Annotated in this window: 20 protein-coding genes; 12 read left to right on the forward strand and 8 right to left on the reverse strand. The window is 71.6% G+C overall.

The features are described from left to right. The first annotated feature begins 60 nt into the window (after window positions 1–60). The 8 genes from LWP59_RS21950 (at window position 61) to LWP59_RS21985 (ending at window position 7,515) form a co-directional block, all read left to right on the forward strand. On the forward strand, window positions 61–777 hold the full coding sequence (locus LWP59_RS21950) for a hypothetical protein (RefSeq protein WP_144645391.1): 717 nt from the start codon (window positions 61–63) through the stop codon (window positions 775–777). Window positions 778–782: 5 nt separating this feature from the next. Further along, a complete protein-coding gene (locus tag LWP59_RS21955) occupies window positions 783–1,148 on the forward strand; it encodes a GntR family transcriptional regulator (RefSeq protein ID WP_144645411.1) in 366 nt (121 codons plus the stop codon). Between the two features lie 9 nt (window positions 1,149–1,157). Next, window positions 1,158–1,778: an L-threonylcarbamoyladenylate synthase gene (locus LWP59_RS21960; RefSeq protein ID WP_144645389.1), complete on the forward strand. Its 621-nt coding sequence runs from the start codon at window positions 1,158–1,160 to the stop codon at window positions 1,776–1,778. A 121-nt stretch (window positions 1,779–1,899) separates the two neighbouring features. Then, window positions 1,900–2,577 (forward strand): TetR/AcrR family transcriptional regulator, encoded by a 678-nt coding sequence (locus tag LWP59_RS21965; RefSeq protein ID WP_144645387.1) that lies wholly within the window; start codon window positions 1,900–1,902, stop codon window positions 2,575–2,577. Next, window positions 2,495–4,255: an acyclic terpene utilization AtuA family protein gene (locus LWP59_RS21970; protein WP_229857217.1), complete on the forward strand. Its 1,761-nt coding sequence runs from the start codon at window positions 2,495–2,497 to the stop codon at window positions 4,253–4,255. The genes LWP59_RS21965 and LWP59_RS21970 overlap by 83 nt, the downstream gene beginning before the upstream one ends. Continuing rightward, window positions 4,242–5,717: a CoA transferase gene (locus LWP59_RS21975; protein WP_144645383.1), complete on the forward strand. Its 1,476-nt coding sequence runs from the start codon at window positions 4,242–4,244 to the stop codon at window positions 5,715–5,717. Before LWP59_RS21970 ends, LWP59_RS21975 begins: the two co-directional genes overlap by 14 nt. Next, on the forward strand, window positions 5,717–6,688 hold the full coding sequence (locus LWP59_RS21980; protein WP_191334772.1) for an NAD(P)H-dependent flavin oxidoreductase: 972 nt from the start codon (window positions 5,717–5,719) through the stop codon (window positions 6,686–6,688). The genes LWP59_RS21975 and LWP59_RS21980 overlap by 1 nt, the downstream gene beginning before the upstream one ends. Next, entirely contained in the window at window positions 6,685–7,515 is an 831-nt protein-coding gene (locus LWP59_RS21985) for an oxygenase MpaB family protein (protein WP_144645017.1), read from the forward strand. The genes LWP59_RS21980 and LWP59_RS21985 overlap by 4 nt, the downstream gene beginning before the upstream one ends. Before the next feature lie 63 nt (window positions 7,516–7,578). Here LWP59_RS21985 and LWP59_RS21990 read toward each other — a convergent pair whose 3' ends face one another. Further along, window positions 7,579–8,025, reverse strand: coding sequence for a hypothetical protein (locus LWP59_RS21990; protein ID WP_144645016.1), 447 nt, complete (start codon window positions 8,023–8,025; stop codon window positions 7,579–7,581). Between the two features lie 123 nt (window positions 8,026–8,148). Here LWP59_RS21990 and LWP59_RS21995 point away from each other — a divergent pair, with 123 nt between their 5' ends. Then, a complete protein-coding gene (locus LWP59_RS21995; protein WP_144645015.1) occupies window positions 8,149–8,871 on the forward strand; it encodes a GAF and ANTAR domain-containing protein in 723 nt (240 codons plus the stop codon). A gap of 18 nt (window positions 8,872–8,889) precedes the next feature. Here the strand turns inward: LWP59_RS21995 and LWP59_RS22000 are convergent, their stop codons facing one another. Beyond that, complete coding sequence (locus tag LWP59_RS22000) at window positions 8,890–9,294, reverse strand: MarR family winged helix-turn-helix transcriptional regulator (protein WP_144645019.1); 405 nt, start codon at window positions 9,292–9,294, stop codon at window positions 8,890–8,892. A gap of 145 nt (window positions 9,295–9,439) precedes the next feature. On the opposite strand from LWP59_RS22000, the gene LWP59_RS22005 reads away from it, so the two are divergent. Beyond that, entirely contained in the window at window positions 9,440–9,997 is a 558-nt protein-coding gene (locus LWP59_RS22005) for a YceI family protein (protein ID WP_144645014.1), read from the forward strand. Between the two features lie 55 nt (window positions 9,998–10,052). On the opposite strand, the gene LWP59_RS22010 is transcribed toward LWP59_RS22005, so the two are convergent. From LWP59_RS22010 to LWP59_RS22025, 4 genes are all read right to left on the reverse strand, one after another. After that, window positions 10,053–10,865, reverse strand: coding sequence for an FAD binding domain-containing protein (locus LWP59_RS22010; RefSeq protein ID WP_144645013.1), 813 nt, complete (start codon window positions 10,863–10,865; stop codon window positions 10,053–10,055). Continuing rightward, window positions 10,862–11,332 carry a (2Fe-2S)-binding protein gene (locus LWP59_RS22015; protein WP_144645012.1) on the reverse strand — a complete coding sequence of 157 codons (471 nt, stop codon included), beginning with the start codon at window positions 11,330–11,332 and terminating at the stop codon, window positions 10,862–10,864. Before LWP59_RS22015 ends, LWP59_RS22010 begins: the two co-directional genes overlap by 4 nt. Continuing rightward, the gene (locus LWP59_RS22020; protein WP_144645011.1) at window positions 11,329–13,587 is read right to left on the reverse strand and encodes a xanthine dehydrogenase family protein molybdopterin-binding subunit; all 2,259 of its coding nucleotides are present in this window, start codon (window positions 13,585–13,587) and stop codon (window positions 11,329–11,331) included. Before LWP59_RS22020 ends, LWP59_RS22015 begins: the two co-directional genes overlap by 4 nt. 96 nt (window positions 13,588–13,683) lie before the next feature. Next, window positions 13,684–14,454 carry a sulfite exporter TauE/SafE family protein gene (locus LWP59_RS22025; RefSeq protein ID WP_144645018.1) on the reverse strand — a complete coding sequence of 257 codons (771 nt, stop codon included), beginning with the start codon at window positions 14,452–14,454 and terminating at the stop codon, window positions 13,684–13,686. A 382-nt stretch (window positions 14,455–14,836) separates the two neighbouring features. Here LWP59_RS22025 and LWP59_RS22030 point away from each other — a divergent pair, with 382 nt between their 5' ends. Continuing rightward, the gene (locus LWP59_RS22030) at window positions 14,837–15,652 is read left to right on the forward strand and encodes a glycoside hydrolase family 16 protein (protein WP_229857216.1); all 816 of its coding nucleotides are present in this window, start codon (window positions 14,837–14,839) and stop codon (window positions 15,650–15,652) included. A gap of 89 nt (window positions 15,653–15,741) precedes the next feature. Further along, window positions 15,742–16,617 carry an LLM class F420-dependent oxidoreductase gene (locus LWP59_RS22035; protein WP_144645009.1) on the forward strand — a complete coding sequence of 292 codons (876 nt, stop codon included), beginning with the start codon at window positions 15,742–15,744 and terminating at the stop codon, window positions 16,615–16,617. On the opposite strand, the gene LWP59_RS22040 is transcribed toward LWP59_RS22035, so the two are convergent. Beyond that, window positions 16,578–18,002 carry an ATP-binding protein gene (locus LWP59_RS22040; RefSeq protein WP_144645008.1) on the reverse strand — a complete coding sequence of 475 codons (1,425 nt, stop codon included), beginning with the start codon at window positions 18,000–18,002 and terminating at the stop codon, window positions 16,578–16,580. The two genes, LWP59_RS22035 and LWP59_RS22040, sit on opposite strands and share 40 nt — an antisense overlap. Further along, entirely contained in the window at window positions 17,999–19,654 is a 1,656-nt protein-coding gene (locus LWP59_RS22045) for an FAD-dependent oxidoreductase (RefSeq protein ID WP_144645006.1), read from the reverse strand. Before LWP59_RS22045 ends, LWP59_RS22040 begins: the two co-directional genes overlap by 4 nt. Window positions 19,655–19,662 lie beyond the last annotated feature (8 nt).

The raw sequence follows: 19,662 nt of genomic DNA on the forward strand, positions 1-19,662 counted from the left end.
CCCGCCCTGCACAACGGGCCACCTCCTTGTACCATGTACTTGATACAAGGAGGTGGCTGCATGAAACTCGGCAGCATACTGGGCCTCGCCTTGATCCTCGGGCTCTTCGGGCTCGTGATCCTCGTAGTCCTGTGGCCGGGCCGCAAGCACGGCGTGCGGCTGCTGCGCCGCTGGGGTGTACCCGATCCGTCCGAAGTGGACGTCGAGACCGCGGTGCGCTACCTCAAGCGCCGACGGTTCTGGTACCCGTGGCTGTTCTTCGTCCTCCCCCTGCTGAGCGAGGCGGTCGGGGCGAGCGGCGATGACGACTCCTGGACGGTGGCCTGGACCGTCCTGCTCGGCGGCATGCTGGGCGAGCTCCTCGCCTGGCGCCGGCCCGGCCGGGGGCGCAGGGAGGCGATGCTCGCCTACCGCGGCGTCACCGATCTCGTCCCGGTCTGGGCGCTGGTCCTGCTCGCGCTGGCGATCGCCGGCGGCGTGGTCCGGGCCATCCTCACCCACGTCTGGCCGCAGCTCGGCGTCACGCTCGGCTGCGCGGCCGTCGCAGCCGTGGTCGTCGCGCTGGCGCTGCGCCGTCCCGTCGCCGGGGACGCCGCGGTCGACCTCGTGCTGCGCGCCCGCAGCGCGCGGGTCGCCACCGGGCTCGCGATCATCCTGCCCGCCGCGCTGCCGCAGCCGGTGCTGAGCTTCGGCGCGGTGCTGGTGTTCGTGCTCAGCGTGGCCGCGGGCATCGCGGTGGTGACCCCGGACCCGCACCTCGCAGCCACTCTCACGTGAGCGCACTGCGCGTCGTCGTCGACGCCGGGAGCGGGCTCGCACCGTGGCGCCAGGTGCAGGACCAGATCATCCGGCTCATCGCCCGCGGCGCGCTCGCCCCGGGCACCCGCCTGCCGCCGATCCGGCAGCTGGCCGGCGACCTCGGCCTCGCCTCGGGCACGATCGCCCGGGTCTACCGCGAGCTGGAGGCCGCGGGCTGGGTCGTCACCGCCCGCGCCCGGGGCACGGTCGTCGCGGAGGCGGCGGCCCGGTCCGACCCGGCCGCGCTGCTGCGGGCCGCTGCGGCGGAGTTCGCGACCTCGGCGAAGGAGCTGGGCGCCGACGAGGAGGCGGCCGTGGCCGCGGTACGCGCCGTCTGGAGCCCACCCTAAGCTCGGCGCATGGCGAAGTACTTCGACGTGCATCCGGACAACCCCCAGCGCCGCTCGATCGACCAGGTGGTGGGGATCGTCCGGGAAGGCGGGCTCGTCGCGTACCCGACCGACTCGTGCTTCGCGCTGGGCTGCCAGCTGGGCAACAAGGACGGCATCGACCGCATCCGCTCGATCCGCCACCTCGACGACCGGCACCACTTCACCCTCGTCTGCCGCGACTTCGCCCAGCTGGGCCAGTTCGTGCACATCAACAACACGGTCTTCCGCGCGATCAAGGCCTCCACCCCGGGCAGCTACACCTTCATCCTGCCCGCCACCAAGGAGGTCCCGCGGCGCCTGCTGCACCCGAAGAAGAAGACCGTCGGCGTGCGCATCCCCGACCACGTCGTCGCGCAGGCGCTGCTCGCCGAGCTCGGCGAGCCGATGCTCTCGAGCACCCTGCTGCTGCCGGACCAGCAGGAGCCGCTGACGCAGGGCTGGGAGATCAAGGAGGAGCTCGACCACGTGCTCGACGCGGTGATCGACTCCGGCGACTGCGGCACCGAGCCGACCACCGTGGTCGACTTCTCCGAGGACGAGCCGGAGATCATCCGGCGTGGCGCCGGGGACCCGTCCCGCTTCGAGTGACCAGCCGCTGCACCACTCGGTGGTTCGTGCCGCTGCACAAAGATTTCGGTCAGGGCGCCGCGCTCGTCTGCTAGAGTCCGAACGGTACTTAGCGATCGATAAGTAAGGGCGGCTCGACGGCGTGCCTGACACCGGCTGGCGGCACTACGAACCGCTCGAGCTCTCGCCGATCCTGACCAGTGCGCTGGATGCCTTCTACGAGCAGGGTTTCCACGGCACGGCGGTCCGCGACATCGCGCGACGCGTCGGCGTGACCGTGCCTGCGCTGTACTACTACCACGAGAACAAGGAAGCCATCCTCGTCGCGCTGCTGGAGACCGCGACGAAGGACGTGGCATCCCGCGCGTTCGCCGCGGCCGAGGAGGGCGGGGGCGACCCGGCCGCGGAGTTCGCGAACGTCGTCGAAGCAGTCGTGCTGCACATGACGCACCGGGTCCGCCTCGCCGCGCTCGACTCCGAACTGCGGTATCTCCAGCCTGCCAACCGCAAGCACTACGCGCAGACCCGCAAACAGCTCGAGGACCTGCTCACCGGCATCATCGCCGACGGGGTGCGCGGCGGCGTCTTCGCGGTCACCGAGCCCGCCGAGACCAGCCGTGCGCTGCTCGGCATGTGCCAGGCCGTCGCGACCTGGTACCACGACGGCGGCCCGCTGGGCCCTGAGGAACTCGCCGCCCGCTATGTGGAAATCGCACTACGAACCGTGGGAGCCAACGGTGGCCAGACCAGTTCGGATCGCCAACTTCTCCGGCTACCTCGGCGACCGGTTCACCGCGATCGACGAGGGGATGGCCGGTGATCCGGTGGACGTCCTGGTCGGCGACTACCTCGCCGAGGTCACGCTCGCCGCGCTGGCGGCCCGCTACCGCAAGGACCCTTCGCGCGGCTACGTCGAGTACTTCCTCGACCAGATCCGCCCGCACCTGGGCGCGATCGCCGACCGGGGCATGAAGGTGGTCACCAACGCGGGCGGCTTCCATCCGGCCGGACTCGCCGCGGCCCTGCGCGAGCTGAACCCGGGCCTGCGGATCGCGCACGTCGAAGGCGACAACGTCATCACGCGCCTCGCCGAGTACCAGGATTCGGGGCACGCACTGGAAAATCTCGACACCGGGCAGCCGTTGTCCTCGTGGGGCGTGGCTCCGATGGCGGCCAACGCCTACCTCGGCGGCTGGGGCATCGCGGCGGCGCTGGCCGAGGACGCGGACATCGTCGTCTGCGGCCGCGTCACCGACGCCTCGCTCACCACCGGCCCCGCGGCGTGGTGGCACGGCTGGGCCCGCGACGACTGGGACGCGCTCGCCGGAGCCGTCGCCGCGGGACACGTCATCGAGTGCGGACCGCATGCGGTCGGCGGGAACTTCTCCGGCTTCACCCGCATCGCGAACATGCTCACGCCCGGCTTCCCGATCGCGGAGGTCGCCGCGGACGGCAGCAGCGTCATCACCAAGCACGCCCGCGACGGCGGCGAGGTCACCGTCGATACCGTCACCGCGCAGCTGGTGTACGAGATCCAGGGTCCGCGATACCTCAATCCGGACGTCACCGTGCACCTGGACAGCCTGCGGCTGAGCCAGGACGGCCGCGACCGCGTCGCCCTGTCCGGCACCACCGGCTCGCCGCCCCCGCCGACCACGAAGGTCGCGGTGTTCGGTCAGCTCGGCCACACCATCGTCAACACGGTCTACGTCACCGCGCCCGAGGTCGGCGCCAAGGTCGAGCTCCTGCGCGCGCAGATCGGCAAGGACCTTCCAGCCGGGGCGGACGATCTCGACATCACCCCGCTGGGCACCGCGGCCGAGGATCCCGAAACCCAGTGGCAGGCCACGGTTCCCGTGCGTGTCATGGCCACCGCGCGCGACCGGCAGGCGCTGCTCGAGCTGGACCTGCCGGGCCGGCTGAGCAGCTTGTACCTGCAGAGCGTCCCCGGCTTCTTCCACGACGGCGGCACCAACCTGGTCGCCACACCACGGGGACGCATCGACTACTGGCCCGCGCTGCTGCCGATGAGCGCGGTGCCGCATCAGGTGGTGCTCGAGGACGGCCGCACCCTCGACATCGCGCCACCTCCCGAAACCGCGGTCGGCGCCCAGCCCGTGCACCCGGAGCCGGCGGAGGCACCGGCCGCCGCGAAGGTCCGCAAGGCGCCGCTGGGTTCGGTCGCCCATGCCCGCAGCGGGGACAAGGGCGGCAACTCCAACGTCGGCGTGTGGGTGCCCGACGAGCGGGCCTGGCCATGGCTGCGCGACACCTTGTCCACGACCGGGCTCCGGCGGCTGCTGCCCGAGGTGAAGGACCTCGACATCGTCCGGCACGAGTTCCCGCACCTGCGGGCCGTGCACTTCGTGCTGCGCGGGCTGCTGGGCACCGGCGGCTCGTCCAACCTGCGCGTGGACCAGGTGGGCAAGGCGGTCGGCGAGTACCTGCGCGCCAAGCACGTGCTGATCCCCGAGGAGCTGACCGATGGCACTGACTGACCGGGTCGCCGAGGCGGTCGCGAACCCGCGGACCGACGACGCGTTCGACCCGCACGCCGAGTTCGCCGAGGTGCTGGCGGGCATCGACGTGAGCCCGGCCGACACCGGTGGCACGGTGACCTTCACCGGCGCCGACCCGGTGGTGCCCAGCACCCTGCGGCTCGCCGGCGCCGCGGCGATCGCGTTGGCCGCCAAGTCCGCCACGATGGCGAAGCTGTGGCGGCTGCGCGGCGGCGAGGGCCAGGACATCGCGGTGGACCTGCGGACGGCGCCACACCGGTTGTGCCCGTTCTACGACCGCAAGTGGGAGCTGCTCAACGGCTATCCGGGCAGCTCGCCGTCGAATCCCAGCCAGGCGCTGGGTTTCCGCTTCTACCGCACGGCCGACGACCGCTGGGTGATGCCGCTCAACCCGTATCCGAAGATCAAGGTCGCGGCCCAGACCCTGCTCGGCGTGCCGGACGAGCCCGAGGCGGTCGCGGCCGCGATCGGCCGGTGGAAGGGGCTCGAGCTGGAGGACGCCGCGGTCGAGGCGGGTGCGGTGCTGCCGATGCTGCGCACGACCGAGGAGCTGCTGACGGAGGCGCACTACCGCGAAACGCTGGCCGGCCTTCCGCTCATCGAGATCACCAAGATCGGCGAAAGCGAGCCGGAGCCGTTCACCGAGGGTGCCGCGGACCCGCTGTCCGGTGTGCGCGCGCTCGGCATGGGACACGTGATCGCGGGCGCCGGGGTCGGCCGCGCGCTGGCGCTGCACGGCGCCGACGTACTGAACCTGTGGCGCCCCAACGAACTCGAGCACGACGTCACCTACCTCACCGCCAACGTCGGGGTCCGGTCCTCGACGCTCGACCCGTACCGGCACGGCGACCGGATCAGGGCCCTGCTCGCCGGGGCGGACGTCTTCTTCGCGAACCGCCGCCCGGGATACCTCTCGAAGATCGGGCTGTCGGCGGAGGAGGCCGCGGCGACACGGCCGGGCATCGTCCACGCGACCACCTCGCTCAACGGCGAGCGCGGCCCCTGGTCGGGCCGGATCGGCTTCGACCAGTCCGCGGGCAGCCTCGTCGGCATGATGCACCTGGAGGGCGACGGGCAGCGGCCCGGACTGCCGCCCATCCTCGTGGTCAACGACTACGTCGTGTCGTGGCTGATGACCGCGGGCGTCGTCGAGGCGCTGGCCCGGCGTGCCGTCGAGGGCGGCAGCTGGAAGGTGCACGTCTCGCTCACCCGGGCCGCGCTGTGGATCCTCAGCATGGGTGTCTTCGACAAGGGCTACGCCGCCGAGGTCGCCGGCCGCGGCGAGGAGCACGCCTACCTCGACCCGGAGACCTTCACCGCGGACACCCCGCTGGGGCACTACCAGGGGGTGACCGACCAGGTCCGGATGTCGGCCACCCCCGGCCGCTACCGGCACGTCCTCGTGCCGCGGGGTTCCCGGCGGCCGGAGTGGGAGGCCTGATGCGGATGAAGTTCTGCGAGGTGTTCGGAGTGGAGCACCCGATCGCCCAGGGCGGGATGCAGTGGGTGGGGCGGCCTCCGCTGGTGGCCGCGGTCGCCGAGGCCGGCGCACTCGGCTTCCTGACCGCGCTGACCCAGCCGACGCCCGACGACCTCGCGAAGGAGATCGCCCGGACGCACGAGCTGACCGGCAAGCCGTTCGGCGTGAACCTGACGATCCTGCCTTCGATCAATCCCCCGCCCTACGCCGAATACCGGGACGTGATCATCGACTCGGGAGTGCGGATCGTGGAGACGGCCGGGTTCAACCCCGCCGACCACCTGCCCGCGTTCCGCGCGGCGGGGATCAAGGTGCTGCACAAGTGCACGAGCGTCCGGCACGCGGTGAAGGCCCAGCGGCTGAGCGTGGACGGGGTCGGCATCGACGGGTTCGAGTGCGCCGGGCATCCCGGCGAGGACGACATCCCCGGCCTGGTGCTCATTCCCGCGGCGGCCGACAAGATCACCGTCCCGATGCTCGCCTCCGGCGGCTTCGGCGACGCACGTGGCCTGGTCGCGGCACTCGCGCTCGGCGCGGACGGCATCAACATGGGCACCCGGTTCCTGTGCACCGCGGAGTCTCCGGTGCACCAGCGCGTCAAGCAACGGATCGTCGAGGCGTCCGAACGCGACACCGACCTGATCTTCCGGCCGCTGCGCAACACCGCCCGGGTGGCGAGCAACTCGGTCAGCAGGAACGTCGTGGGCATCCTGGACGACGGAGGCACGTTCGACGACGTCCGCGCGCTCGTGGCGGGGGCCCAGGGGCGCCGGGTGTTCGAGGAGGGCGACCTGGAGCTCGGGATCTGGACCGCGGGCCTCGTGCAGGGCATCATCACCGACATCCCGACCGTCGCCGAGCTCGTGCGGCGGATCGTCGCCGAAGCCGAGGAGCTCATCACCGGCAGGCTCACCGCGATCACCGGCCCGTGATCACCCCCGGCACCCCCGCGTGGCGGTACTTCGGGGACTTCCGGGCCACGCTGCTCGCCGGGCAGGTGCTCGTGCTGCAGGTCGCACATCCCGTGGTGGCGGCGGGGGTCCGGGACCACTCGAACTACACCGAGGACCCGTGGACCCGGCTGATGCGCACGGCCGCCTCGCTGTCGATCTACGTCTACGGCGGGCGAGCGGGCGCCGAGTTCGAGGCGCGGCGGCTGCGGCAGGTGCACCGGGCGTTCACCGGCGTGCGCGACGACGGCCGGCGCTACTCGGCGCTCGACCCGCACGCCTACGCCTGGGTGCACGCGACGCTCGTGCAACTGGCCGTGGACACGCAGGCGATCTTCGGGCGCGGGATGCGGCCGGGCGAGGTCGAGGAGTACTACGCGCAGATGCGCCAGGTGGGGGTGATGCTCGGTGTCAAGGACCACCACCTGCCCCCGGACTGGGCCGCGTTCCGGGACTACTACGACAGGATGGTCGAGGGGTTCGGTCCGAACGGGACGATCAGCACGCTGTTCGACACGATTCGCACAGTGCCGAAGCCGGTCCGGTGGCTGCCGGACTTCGCGTGGTCGTGGTTGCGGGACAGGCAGGCGCGGCTGCAGCTGTTCCTCATCGCCGCGACGCTGCCCCCCGCGTTCCGGGAGCGCCTCGGTCTGGAGTGGACGGACGCCCGGCAACGGCGGTTCGACCGGTTCCGGCGGGCGGTGCGGTGGGTGGCGATGCTGGTGCCGCCGCCATTGCGGGCCGCCCACGTCCGGGCACTGGCGAAGGTGAACGTCCGGCACCGCGCACGGCCGGCCCGGCAACGGTAGCCGCGACGCGACTCCCCAGGGACTCGGCGGCCCCACGCAACCAGGACGCCCACACCCCCGCGCTCAGTTGAGCATCGGGTTCGCGGGCAGCTGCACGGCGAGCCGCGACCACGGCGCGACCGGGTGCCCGTGGGCGGGCATCGGCAGCGTCAGGTAGGCCCAGATACCCATGTTCTGCTCGCGGTAGTTGACACCCCAGCCGGCCGCTCCGGCGTCCTCGCCGCGGTCCATGAAGCCCGGGCGGCCGGGCGCGGCGAGCTCCGGGCCGTCGATGTCGACGCGCAGGTAGTGCGGGTCGACGCCGCGCACCAGGCACACCTCGATCGGGAACGCGCCCCGCTCCGACGCGGTGCTGCACACCTCGTCGACGAAGAGCAGCACGCTGACGACGGTCTCCGCGGCGCAGTCGAACAGCAGTCCGCAGATGGCGTTGCGCAACCGGTTGAGGTCGGAGAAGCCGGTCACCCTTCGCCAGACGATGTGCTCCCGATGAACTCGATCCAGGGTCATGCCGGACTCCTCCGCTGTTTCTCAACGGCCGGTTCCGGCGGATACCCGGATTCCGCCGCGGCAAACCACCCGATGGGACCCCGGCGGTGGCGGCGACCCCGCGGGGGGACGAGACTGGGCGGCATGACCGAGCGCGTGGCACCACCGAGGGACAACCCGGAGGAGAGCGAGCTGGGCATCGCCGCCGCGCTGGGCTCGGTCGTGCGCACCCTGGAGGCCGAGCCGGACGTCGACAGCACGGTCGAGCACATCGTCACCGCGGTCGTGAGCGCCGTGCCCGGCACCGAGGACGCCGGGGTCTCGCTGCTGGAGCAGGGCCGGATGCGCTCGGTCGCGCCGACCAGCGAGGTCGTCGCCAAGCTCGACCTGCTGCAGCACGAGCTGCGGCAGGGGCCCTGCGTCGACGCCGTGTTCGACGACCCGGCCTACCGCACCGGCGACCTCGCCACCGACCCCCGCTGGCCCGACTTCGCCGCCGCCGCGACCAAGCTCGGCATCGTGTCGATGCTCGGCGTGCGGCTGTTCACCAGCTCCACGAACCTCGGCGCGCTCAACCTCTACTCGACCAAGCCGCAGGCGTTCGACGCCGAGGCCGAGCAGGTCACCGGGCTGTTCGCCGCCCACGCGGCCGTGGCGCTGGCGGGCTCGCGGCGCCAGGAGCAGCTGCGCGAGGCGCTGCGCACCCGCGACACGATCTCCACGGCCAAGGGCATTCTCATGCAGCGGCACAAGGTCGGCCACGACGAGGCGTTCCACCTGCTGGTCAAGGTCTCGCAGCGGTCCAACCGCAAGCTGCACGAGGTCGCGAGCTGGCTCGTGCAGGAGGTCTCCCAGGGCCGGGACTGACACCACCGGCCGCGTCGCTCAGGCGGCGTCCTCGGCCAGCTTCGCCAGCACCTGTTCCGAGATCTCCCGCAGGGTCTCGACCTGCTCGGGCGTCAGCACGTCGAACACCAGGCGGCGCACGGTCTCCACGTGCCGCGGCGCGGCGTCCTCGATCGCCGCCCTGCCCTCGGCGGTCAGCACGATGAACGCCCCGCGGGCGTCCGACGGGCACTCCTCGCGCGCGACCAGCCCGCGCTTCTGCATCCGCGCCAGGTGGTGGGAAAGGCGGCTCTTCTCCCACTGCAGCTGCCTGGCCAGCTCGAACACGCGCACCCGGCCGTCGGGCACGTCGGTCAGCTGCACGAGCACCGCGAAGTCCGCGTGCGAAAGCTCCGAGTCCGCCTGCAGCTGCCTGCCCAGCCGGGCGGTGAGGCGCGCCTGCATGGTCACGTAGCCGCGCCAGGCGCGCTGCTCGGCATCGGTCAGCCAACGAGTCTCGGTCACGCCGTCGAGTATAGCGGGAATAGTTGACACGTCACCCTGGTTGGCTAGGCTGGATGACACGTCACCGACCCCAAGGAGGCATCCGATGACCGCTCCCGCGAAGTACGCGGACCTGACCGGCACCTACACCCTCGACCCGGCGCACACCCGGATCGGGTTCGTCGCGCGGCACGCGATGGTGACCAAGGTGCGCGGCGCGTTCAACGAGTTCAGCGGTACCGCCGAGATCGACGGGGCCAACCCGGAGAAGTCGAGCGCGACGGTGACCATCAACGTGCACAGCATCGACACCCGCAACGCCGACCGCGACGGTCACCTGCGCAGCAACGACTTCCTGCAGATGGACGAGTACCCGGAGATCACCTTCGTCTCGACGGAGGTCGCGCGGAGCGGGGACGACACGTTCGACGTGACCGGCGACCTGACGATCAAGGGCGTGACCAGGACGCTGACGATCCCGTTCAGCTACGAGGGCACGGCGCAGGACCCGTTCGGCAACACCCGGATCGGGTTCGAGGGCTCCGTGGTGATCAACCGCAAGGACTTCGGCATCACCTGGAACGCGGCGCTGGAGACCGGCGGCGTGCTGGTGAGCGACAAGGTGACCCTGGAGTTCGAGGTCTCGGCGGTCAAGAACGCCTGAGCCCCGGCACCGGTGAAGGAGGGCCCCGCCACCCGGCAGGGCCCCCTTTCGCGCGTCAGGCCGCGGCGGACTCCAGAGCCCGCTTCGTCAGCACCCGCGCCAGATGGGACCGGTACTCGGCGCTCGCGTGCGGCTCGGTGACCGGGCTGGCGTCCTGCGCGGCCAGTGCCGCGGCGTCGGCGACGGACGCTCCCGAGGCGAGCGCCTGCTCCGTCGCCGTGGCGCGGATCGGGGTGCCCGCCATGTTGACCAGCCCCACGGCCTGCCCGACGACCGCGACCCCGACGATCGCCCAGTCGATGGAGCGGCGGGTGAACTTCTCGAAGCCCCAGCCGACCCCGGCCCGCGCCGGCACGCGGACCTCGGTGATCAGCTCGTCCGGCTCCAGTGGCGTGGTGAACGGCCCCAGGAAGAACTCCGCCGCGGGGATCTCCCGCTGCCCGCCCGGGCCGCGCACGACGAGCGTCCCCTCCGACGCCAGCAGCGCGGCGGGCAGGTCGGCCGCCGCGTCGGCGTGCGCGAGCGAGCCGCCGATCGTGCCGCGGTGGCGCACCTGCTGGTCGCCGATCGCTCCCGCCACGTGCGCCAGCAGCGGCGCGTGCTCGCGCAGGACCTCGTCGTGGTGCAGGTCGTGGTACCGCGACAGCGCGCCGATCGCGACCGTCCCGTCCTCGACCCGCACGTAGCGCAACTCCTCCAGCGGCGCGACATCCACCACGATCTCGGGCGTGGCGAAGCGCAGCTTCATCAGCGGCAGCAGGGAGTGCCCGCCGGCGAGGACCTTGGCTTCGTCACCGTGCTCGCCGAGCACCGTCAGCGCTTCGTCCACAGTGGACACTCGCCGGTAGCTGAACTGGGCCGGGATCACCGGTCGACCTCCTGTCCCGACGCGTCGATCACGGCGCTGACGATGTTGTGGTACCCCGTGCAGCGGCACAGGTTGCCTTCCAGGCCCTCGCGCACCTCTTCGCGCGTGGGCTTGGGGTTGTGCGCCAGCAGCGACACCGACGCCATCATCATGCCCGGCGTGCAGAACCCGCACTGCAGCCCGTGCTGTTCGCGGAACGCCCGCTGCACGGGGTGCAGCTCGCCGTCCTCGCCCGCCAGGCCCTCGACGGTCATCACCCGGTGCCCGTCGGCCTGCGCGGCCAGCACCGTGCACGACTTCACCGACTCGCCGTCGAGCAGGACGGTGCACGCACCGCACGAGGTCGTGTCACAGCCGATGTTGGTGCCGGTCAGCCCGGCGTTCTCCCGCAGGTAGTGCACCAGCAGCGTGCGGTCCTCGACCTCCTCGGTCACCGCCTTGCCGTTGACCTCGATGGAGACCTTCACTTCGCCTCACCTTTCGCAGAAAGCGCTTCCCACACCCGCTGCGGGGTCGTGGGCATGTCCAGGTGGCGCACGCCGAGGTGCGCCAGCGCGTCCACCACGGCGTTGTGCACCGCGGGGGTGGAACCGATCGTCGCCGCCTCGCCGATCCCCTTGACGCCCAGCAGGTTGCGCGTCGTCGGCGTGGCCGAGTCGACCAGCTCGAAGTCCGGCAGCTCGGTCGCCGTGATGAACGAGTAGTCGGCCAGCGTGGCCGTGGTCGGGTTGCCGTCGGGGTCGTAGGCCATGACCTCCAGCAGCGCCTGCGCGACGCCCTGGCCGAGCCCGCCGTGCCGCTGCCCGCGGAACGCCAGCGGGTTGATCACCGGCCCGGCGTCGTCGGCGGCGATGACGCGGCGCACCACGACCTTGCCGGTCTCGGTGTCGACGTCGACGACCGCGAGGTGCGCGCCGAACGGGAACGTCGGCGAGCCCTCGCCGAACCACACGTCCGCCGAGAGAACGCCCTGCTCGGCCCGCGCCGCGAGCTGCACCCAGTCGACCGAGCCGCTCGCCGGCGCGCCGCGGACCTGCCAGGCGCCTTCGTCGACGTTCAGCTCCAGGTCCTCGGGCGCCGCTTCGAGCATGTCGGCGGCGATCTCCCTGGCGTTCGCGATCACCTTGTCCGCGGCCTGGCGCACGGCGGACCCGCCCAGCTGCAGCGACCGCGAGCCGAAGGTGCCGATCGCCTTGGGCACCTCGTCGGTGTCGCCGTGCCTGATGCTGATCCGCTCCATCGGGATGCCGAGCTGGTCCGACAGCAGCATCGTCAGCGACGTGTCGAGCCCCTGCCCGTGCGGGGAGCTGCCGGTGTACGCGGTGACCGTACCGTCCGGGTTGATGTCCACCCGGCCGCTCTCGCCGCCGGAGTCGCCGCCGGTGATCTCGACGTAGCTGGCGATGCCCAGCCCGAGCACGACCGGCTCCCCGGCCTCGCGCCGCCGCCGCTGCTCGGCACGCAGCCCGGCGTAGCCGGCCGCGTCGAGCACCTTGTCCAGTGCCTGGGCGTACTCACCGGTGTCGTAGTTCGCGCCGGACTTCGTCTTGTACGGGAACTCCTCGGGCCGGATGAAGTTGGCCTTGCGGACCTCCGCCGGGTCCATCCCGATCTCGGTGGCGAACAGGTCCATCGCGCGCTCGATCGCGGCTGTCGCCTCGGGACGGCCCGCGCCCCGGTACGCCGCGATCGGCGTGGTCGTGGTGACGACCCCGCGGCTGCGCGTCTCGATCTTCGGGAAGTGGTAGACGCCCGACGCCATCAGCTCGGTCAGCGTCGGCAGGAACAGCGTACGCGGGTAGGCGCCCGCGTCCTGGACGACGTCGAGCCGGAACACCTCGACCGTGCCGTCGCGGCGGCCGCCGACGGTGACGGTGTTCTGCTGGGCGCGCCCGTGCGTCATGGAGGTCAGGTTCTCGCTGCGCGTCTCGGTCCAGCGGATGGGACGCCCCGCGCGCTGCGCGGCCCAGCCCAGCACGACCGGCTCGGGGTCGGAGCCGATCTTGGCGCCGAAGCCGCCGCCGACGTCCGGGGTGATCACCCGGACCTTCTCCTCGCCCACGCCGAGCCCGGCGGCGAGCAGGGTGCGGCCGATCTGCGCGTTCTGGGTGGACAGCCAGACCGTGAGCCTGTCGTCCTCGCCCCACGCGCACGCGGCGCCGCGCACCTCCAGCGGAGCGGGCGCGACCCGCTGGTTCACGATGGTCTGGGTGACCACGACCTCGCAGCCGTCGAAGGTGTCCGCGGGAAACTCGGGCATCCCGTTGACCTGGACGACATTGGAACCCATGTCGGGGAACACCAGCGTCTCGTCCGACAGTGCGGCGTCGATGCTCGCGACGGCGTCGAGCGGGTCGTAGTCGATGTCGATCAGCTCGGCGGCGTCCGCGAGCTGGTAGCGGTGCTCGGTGAGCACCAGCGCGACCGGCTCGCCGACGTAGCGCACCACGTCGGACGCGAGCCACGGTTCCACGACCGGCCCCGCCTGGCGCGGCCCGAGATCCAGGTCCGCCGCGGTGTAGACCGCCACGACGCCGGGCGCCGCGAGCGCCTCGGCCGTGTCGATCGAGGTGATCCGGGCGTGTGCGATGGGACTACGCACGAACATGGCGTGCACGGCGCCGGTCAGCGCCTCCTCGCGCACGTCCTCGACGTACGTGCCGCCCTTGGTGATCAGTTTCTGGTCCTCGATCCGGACCACCCTGGTACCGACGATGCTCAACTCTGGGCCTCCAACTCCGGGTACCTGGAAGATCATGCCTCACCGAAGGCCCAACATACCCTCAGGACTTTTGTCTTCGTGCATGCGGAATCTCTGTCACGCGGTGAAGGCCTGCCAGCCGAGCGCCGCCGCGAGGCCGAGCCCGGCGAGCCCGATCGCGATCCGCAGCGGGGTGGCGGGCAGCCGCCGGACGATCGCCGGGCCGATCCACGAACCGAGCACGGATCCCAGGCACAGCACCACGACCGCCGGCCAGACGACCTTGCCGGTGCAGGCGAACACGACGGCGGCGACGAGGTTGGCCGCGCCGGTGGCGAGGTTCTTCGCCGCGTTCGACCGGGCCAGCGACTGCGCCCACACGGTCGACAGCAGTGCGAGCATCAGAACTCCTGCCGCGGCACCGAAGTAGCCGCCGTAGATCGCGACGGCGAACGCCGCCACGCCGGCGGCCGGGCTGAGCCCGTGTGCGTTCGCGTGCTCGGCGTACTTCCGCAGACGCGGACCGAGGAACAACAGTACCGACGCGCCTGCGATCAGAAACGGGACTATGACGGTGAATGTGCCGGAGGGGGTCAGCAGCAGCAGCGCGGCCCCGAACGCCCCGCCGACCGCGGTGATGAGGCAGAGGACCTTGAGGCGGGCGCGCTGGCCGGCCAGCTCGGGCCGCGACCCCGCGGTGGCGCCGACGGTCGTGCCGAGCATCGCGATGGTGTTGGTGACGTTGGCGGACACCGGCGGCAGCCCGACGGCGAGCAGCGCGGGATAGGAGACCAGCGACGCCAGGCCGGCGATCGACCCGGTGAGCCCGGCCCCGGCACCGGCGACGAACAGCAACAGCAGGGCAGGCAGGTGCGGGGTCACGATGATCCATTGTCGCCGATGGGCCGATCGGCCCAGCCGCCGGGCGTGGTGGGGCGCGCACGGGACCGCCGTCGTGGCGGGGATGTTCCCACCGCGGCGGCGCCGGTTCGGCATTGTGCGAGTAGGGCACCAAGGCCCGGACCGCGGCGAGTGGCGCCGTCGTGCGTGAGCACCGGACCGTGCCGGGGGCCGTGGTGGCGGAGGCGGCCACGGCCGGGACCGAGGCGCCCGGCGGAAATCGCCAGCCCGCGTTTCCCCGCACGACCGTCGCCACAGCCGAACTCTGCCCGGGCCGGAAAATACCTACCTAAGTCCCTTGAAGGTCTGGACCACTAGCTCCATACTTTTGTTTCCGCTGACAACAAAGTGCTGAGAGGCAGTGATGTCGATGAAGACCTCCACCCGCCTGTCCCGCCTCCTGCGGCTGACCGCGCCCGCGCTCGCGGTGGCCGCCATGCTGGTGGCGCCTGGCAACGCCGGCGCCGCCACGGTGTTCAGCGACGACTTCAACGGACCCGCCGGCGCGGCCGCCGACGCCTCCAAGTGGACGATGGAGACCGGGGACAACGTCAACAACCACGAGCTGGAGTGGTACACCCCGGGCGCGCAGAACGCCGCGCTCGACGGCCAGGGCCACCTGGTGATCACCGCACGCCAGGAGGGCGGGCACACCTGCTGGTACGGCCCGTGCACCTACACCTCCGCGCGGCTGAACACCTCCGGGAAGTTCACCCAGACCTACGGGCACTTCGAGGCGCGGATGAAGCTGCCGCGCGGGCAGGGTATGTGGCCGGCGTTCTGGGCACTGGGCAACGACATCGGCTCCAACGGCTGGCCGAACTGCGGCGAGATCGACTTCATGGAGAACGTCGGGTTCGAGCCGAACACCGTGCACGGCACGATCCACGGCCCGGGCTACTCGGGCGCGAACGGGATCGGCGCGGCCTACAACGGCCCGAACTTCTCCGACGACTTCCACACCTACGCCGTCGACTGGTCGCCGAACAGCATCAAGTGGTACGTCGACGGGAACCTGTACCAGACCCGCACCCCCGCCGACCTCGGCGGCAACCGCTGGGTCTTCGACCACCCGTTCTTCCTGATCCTCAACCTCGCCGTCGGCGGGGACTGGCCGGGCTCCCCGAACGGCAGCACGCAGTTCCCGCAGCAGCTGGTGGTGGACTACGTGCACGTGACGGCCTGAGGCCGCGGCCCTGCCGGCGAGGCGTCCCGCCTCGCCGGCAGGGCGCACGTGCTCGCCAAGCCTGGGTAGAACGTGTTCTAATCTAGCCCATGCGCCACGGCATCGTGTTGTTCACCAGCGACCGCGGGATCACCCCCGCTCACGCCGCGAAAGCGGCCGAGGAGACGGGGTTCGACTCCTTCAACGTGCCCGAGCACACGCACATCCCGGTCAAGCGCGAGGCGGCGCACCCGCGCACCGGCGACGCGACCCTGCCCGACGACCGCTACCTGCGCACCCTCGACCCGTGGGTCGCGCTCGCCACCGCCGCGGCGGTCACCACCCGGATCCGGCTCTCCACCGCCGTCGCGCTGCCGGTCGAGCACGACCCGATCACGCTCGCGAAGACCATTGCCTCCCTCGACCACCTCTCGGGCGGGCGGGTGACGCTCGGCGTCGGGTTCGGCTGGAACGTCGACGAGCTGACCGACCACGGCGTGCCGTCCGGGCGGCGCCGGACGATGCTGCGCGAGTACCTGGCGGCGATGCGTGCACTGTGGACGGACGAGGAAGCCGCCTACGAGGGCGAGTTCGTGAAGTTCGGCCCGTGCTGGGCGTGGCCGAAGCCGGCGGGCGAGGTGCCGGTCGTGGTCGGCGCCGCGGGCACCGAGAAGACCTTCGGCTGGATCAGCCGGTCCGCCGACGGCTGGCTGACCACCCCGATGGAGGACGAGCTGCCCAAGAAGATCGCGCTACTGCACCGGATGTGGCGCGACGCGGGGCGGGACGGCGCGCCCGAGGTCGTCGTGCTCGCGGGGAAGCCGCAACCGGAAACCCTTGCCGACTACGAGGAACTGGGCGTCACCGAACTCCTTTTCGGACTTCCCGACCGCTCGCCCGAGGACGTCGTCGGGTACCTCGCCCGGCTGGCCGGGAAGCTCGGCCTTCACTCCGAAGCCACCTCCGCCACCGGAAGCAGCACCTGAAACCGGGTGTTCCCCGGCTGCGAGCGGACCCGCAGGTCACCGTGGTGGCGTTCCACCACGATCCGCCACGAGATGTCCAGCCCCAGCCCCGTGCCCTGCCCCACCGGCTTGGTGGTGAAGAACGGCTCGAAGATCCGCTGGCGGATCTCCTCCGGGATGCCCGGCCCGGTGTCGCCGATCTCCACGCACACCTGGTCCTCGACCAGTGCGGTGTGGACGGTCAGCGTGCCGGTGCCGCCCATCGCGCCGAGGGCGTTGTCGATCAGGTTGGTCCACACCTGGTTCAGCTCGCCCGGGTACGCCGGCACCTCGGGCAGCGTGCGGTCGTAGTCCTTGACGACCTTCACCCCGGGCCCGATCTTGCTGCTGAGCATCACCAGCGTGGAGCCGAGCCCGTCGTGCACGTCGATCCACTGGTGCGGGGCGCGGTCCATCTGGGAGTACTGCTTGGCCGCGCCGACGAGCGCGGAGATCCGGGTGGTCGAGTCCTCGATCTCGCCCATCAGCATCTCGGTCTCCAGCGCGTAGGCGAGCCAGCGCACGGCACCGTCGATGAGCGAGTCGCCGACCGAGTCCAGGACCTCGTCGAGGTTCTGCCCGGACAGCCCGGCGCTGACGAAGATCGGCGCGAGGTCCCAGCCCTGTTCCAGCCCGTGCTCCTCGAGCCAGTCGCCGACCTCGTCCTCGCGGTCGGACTGCTGCATCGCGGTCAGCGGCGGTGCCGCGGCCACCTGCTTGACGAGCTGCTCCTGCACGTCGAGCAGCTGTTCCAGCAGGTTGGGGTCGATGTCCTTCTTCGCCAGTATCGCCAGCTTGTGCCGCATGCCCGCGACGCGCTCGCGCAGCGCCGCGGTCGCCCGGACCGCCGCGGCCGCCGGGTTGTTCAGCTCGTGCGTCAGGCCCGCGGACACCTGGCCCAGCGCCAGCAGCCGCCGCCGGGACCCGATGAGCGCGTCGGAGTTGCGCCAGCCGAGGTAGGAGCCCTCGAGCAGGTGCGTCGCCATCGGGAACCAGCCGCGGAACTGGTCGGCGAACTCGGCCGCGGGCAGGGTCAGGAACGTCAGGTCGCTCAGCGCGTAGACCGAAGCCGCGTAGCGCTGCTGGTTCTGCCCGTAGAAGAACTGGGTGGCACCGCAGTACGCGCCGCGCTGGTCCGAGCGGGTGGTCTCGACCTCGCCGCCGGAGTCCTGCTTGGTCATCCGCAGCGCGCCCGAGAGCAGCACGTAGAAGCAGGTGGCCGGCTCGCCCTCGGTGATCACCTTGGCCCCGCCCGGATAGTGCTCGACCGAGGCGTGCGCGAGGATCCAGTCCAGCTGGGCGTCGGAGAGGCTGGTGAACAGGAACAGGTCCCGGAGGAACTCCCGGGTCACGACGGGGTCGGTCATTGCTGCTCCAGGTATCGATGCACCAGCGTGACCGCCATCGCGCCCTCGCCGACCGCCGAGGCGACACGCTTCACTGACTGCGAGCGTACGTCTCCGGCGACGAACACACCCGGGATCGAGGACTCCAGGTGCTGCGGGTCGCGGTCGAGGGACCAGCCCGGCGGCCGCCGCCCCTCGACCAGCAGGTCCGGCCCGGTGCAGACGAACCCGTGCTCGTCGCGGACCACCTGCTCGCCCAGCCACTCCGTGCGCGGCGCCGCGCCGATGAAGACGAAGAGGTGACCGGCTTCGACCGTCTCCCGGTTGCCCTGCTGGTCGCACAGCGTGAGCTTCTCCAGGTGCTCCTCGCCGTGCGCCTGCACGACCGAGGTGTGCGTGCGGACGTCGACGTTCTTGATCTGCTCGAGCTGCTCGATCAGGTAGTGCGACATCGACGCGTGCAGAGACGGCCCGCGCACCAGGATCGTCACCTCGCTCGCGTAGCGGGAGAAGAACACCGCGGCCTGGCCGGCGGAGTTCGCGCCGCCGACGATGTAGACGTGCTGGTCCGAGCACTCGGGCGCCTCGGTGGCGGCGGACCCGTAGTAGACGCCGCGGCCGGTGAGCGGTGCGCAGCCCTCGGCCTGCAGCGCCCGGTAGGACACGCCGGTGGCGAGCACGACCGAGTGCGCGGCCAGCTCGGAGCCGTCCCCGAACTTGATCACCCGGGCCGAGCCGCGCGCCTCGAGGCCGACGACGTCGCGGGCGGTGAGCACCTCCGCGCCGAACTTCTGGGCCTGACGGCGGGCGCGGTCGGTCAGCTGCGCGCCGGAGACGCCGTCCGGGAAGCCGAGGTAGTTCTCGATGCGGGAGCTCTGCCCGGCCTGGCCGCCGGTCGCCTTGCGCTCGACGAGCACCGTGCGCAGCCCTTCGGACGCGCCGTACACCGCGGCGCCGAGGCCGGCGGGACCGCCGCCGACGACGATGAGGTCGTAGAACTCCTCCGCCGGCCGGGTGGACAGGCCGACCGCGCCGGCGATCTCCTCGCCCCCGGGCTTGCGCAGCACCGTGCCGTCGGAGGTGATCAGCACCGGGATCTCGTCGGCGGTGGCCCCCGCCGCCTCCAGCAGGCGCGCCGCCTCGGGCTCGTCGACGGGATACCAGCGGTAGGGCACCGAGTTGCGCGCGAGGAAGTCACGGACCTGGTAGGACGGGGCGGACCAGTGATGGCCGACCACCTTGATCTCCTGCACCGGCCGGTCCCCCGCCGCGCGCCAGGCGTCGACCAGCGCGTCCACCACCGGGTAGAGCTTCTCCTCGGGCGGGTCCCACGGCTTGAGCAGGTAGTGGTCCACGTCCACCACGTTGATCGCCTGGATGGCCGCGTCGGTGTCGGCGTAGGCCGTCAGCAGCGCGCGGCGGGCGTGCGGGAACAGGTCCATGGCCTGCTCCAGGAAGGCGATGCCGTCCATGTGCGGCATCCGGTAGTCGGCGAGGATCGCGGCGACCGCGTCCCCCCGCAGCTTGATCTCGCGCAGGGCGTCGAGCGCGTCGGCGCCCGAGCCCGCGCGCACCACGCGGTAGTCCTGGCCATAACGACGGCGGAGGTCACGAGCGACCGAACGGGATACTGCCGGGTCGTCGTCGACCGTCATCAGGATGGGCTGGCTCACGAGCAAAC

Source organism: Amycolatopsis acidiphila (genome assembly GCF_021391495.1).
GTDB lineage: Bacteria > Actinomycetota > Actinomycetes > Mycobacteriales > Pseudonocardiaceae > Amycolatopsis_E > Amycolatopsis_E acidiphila.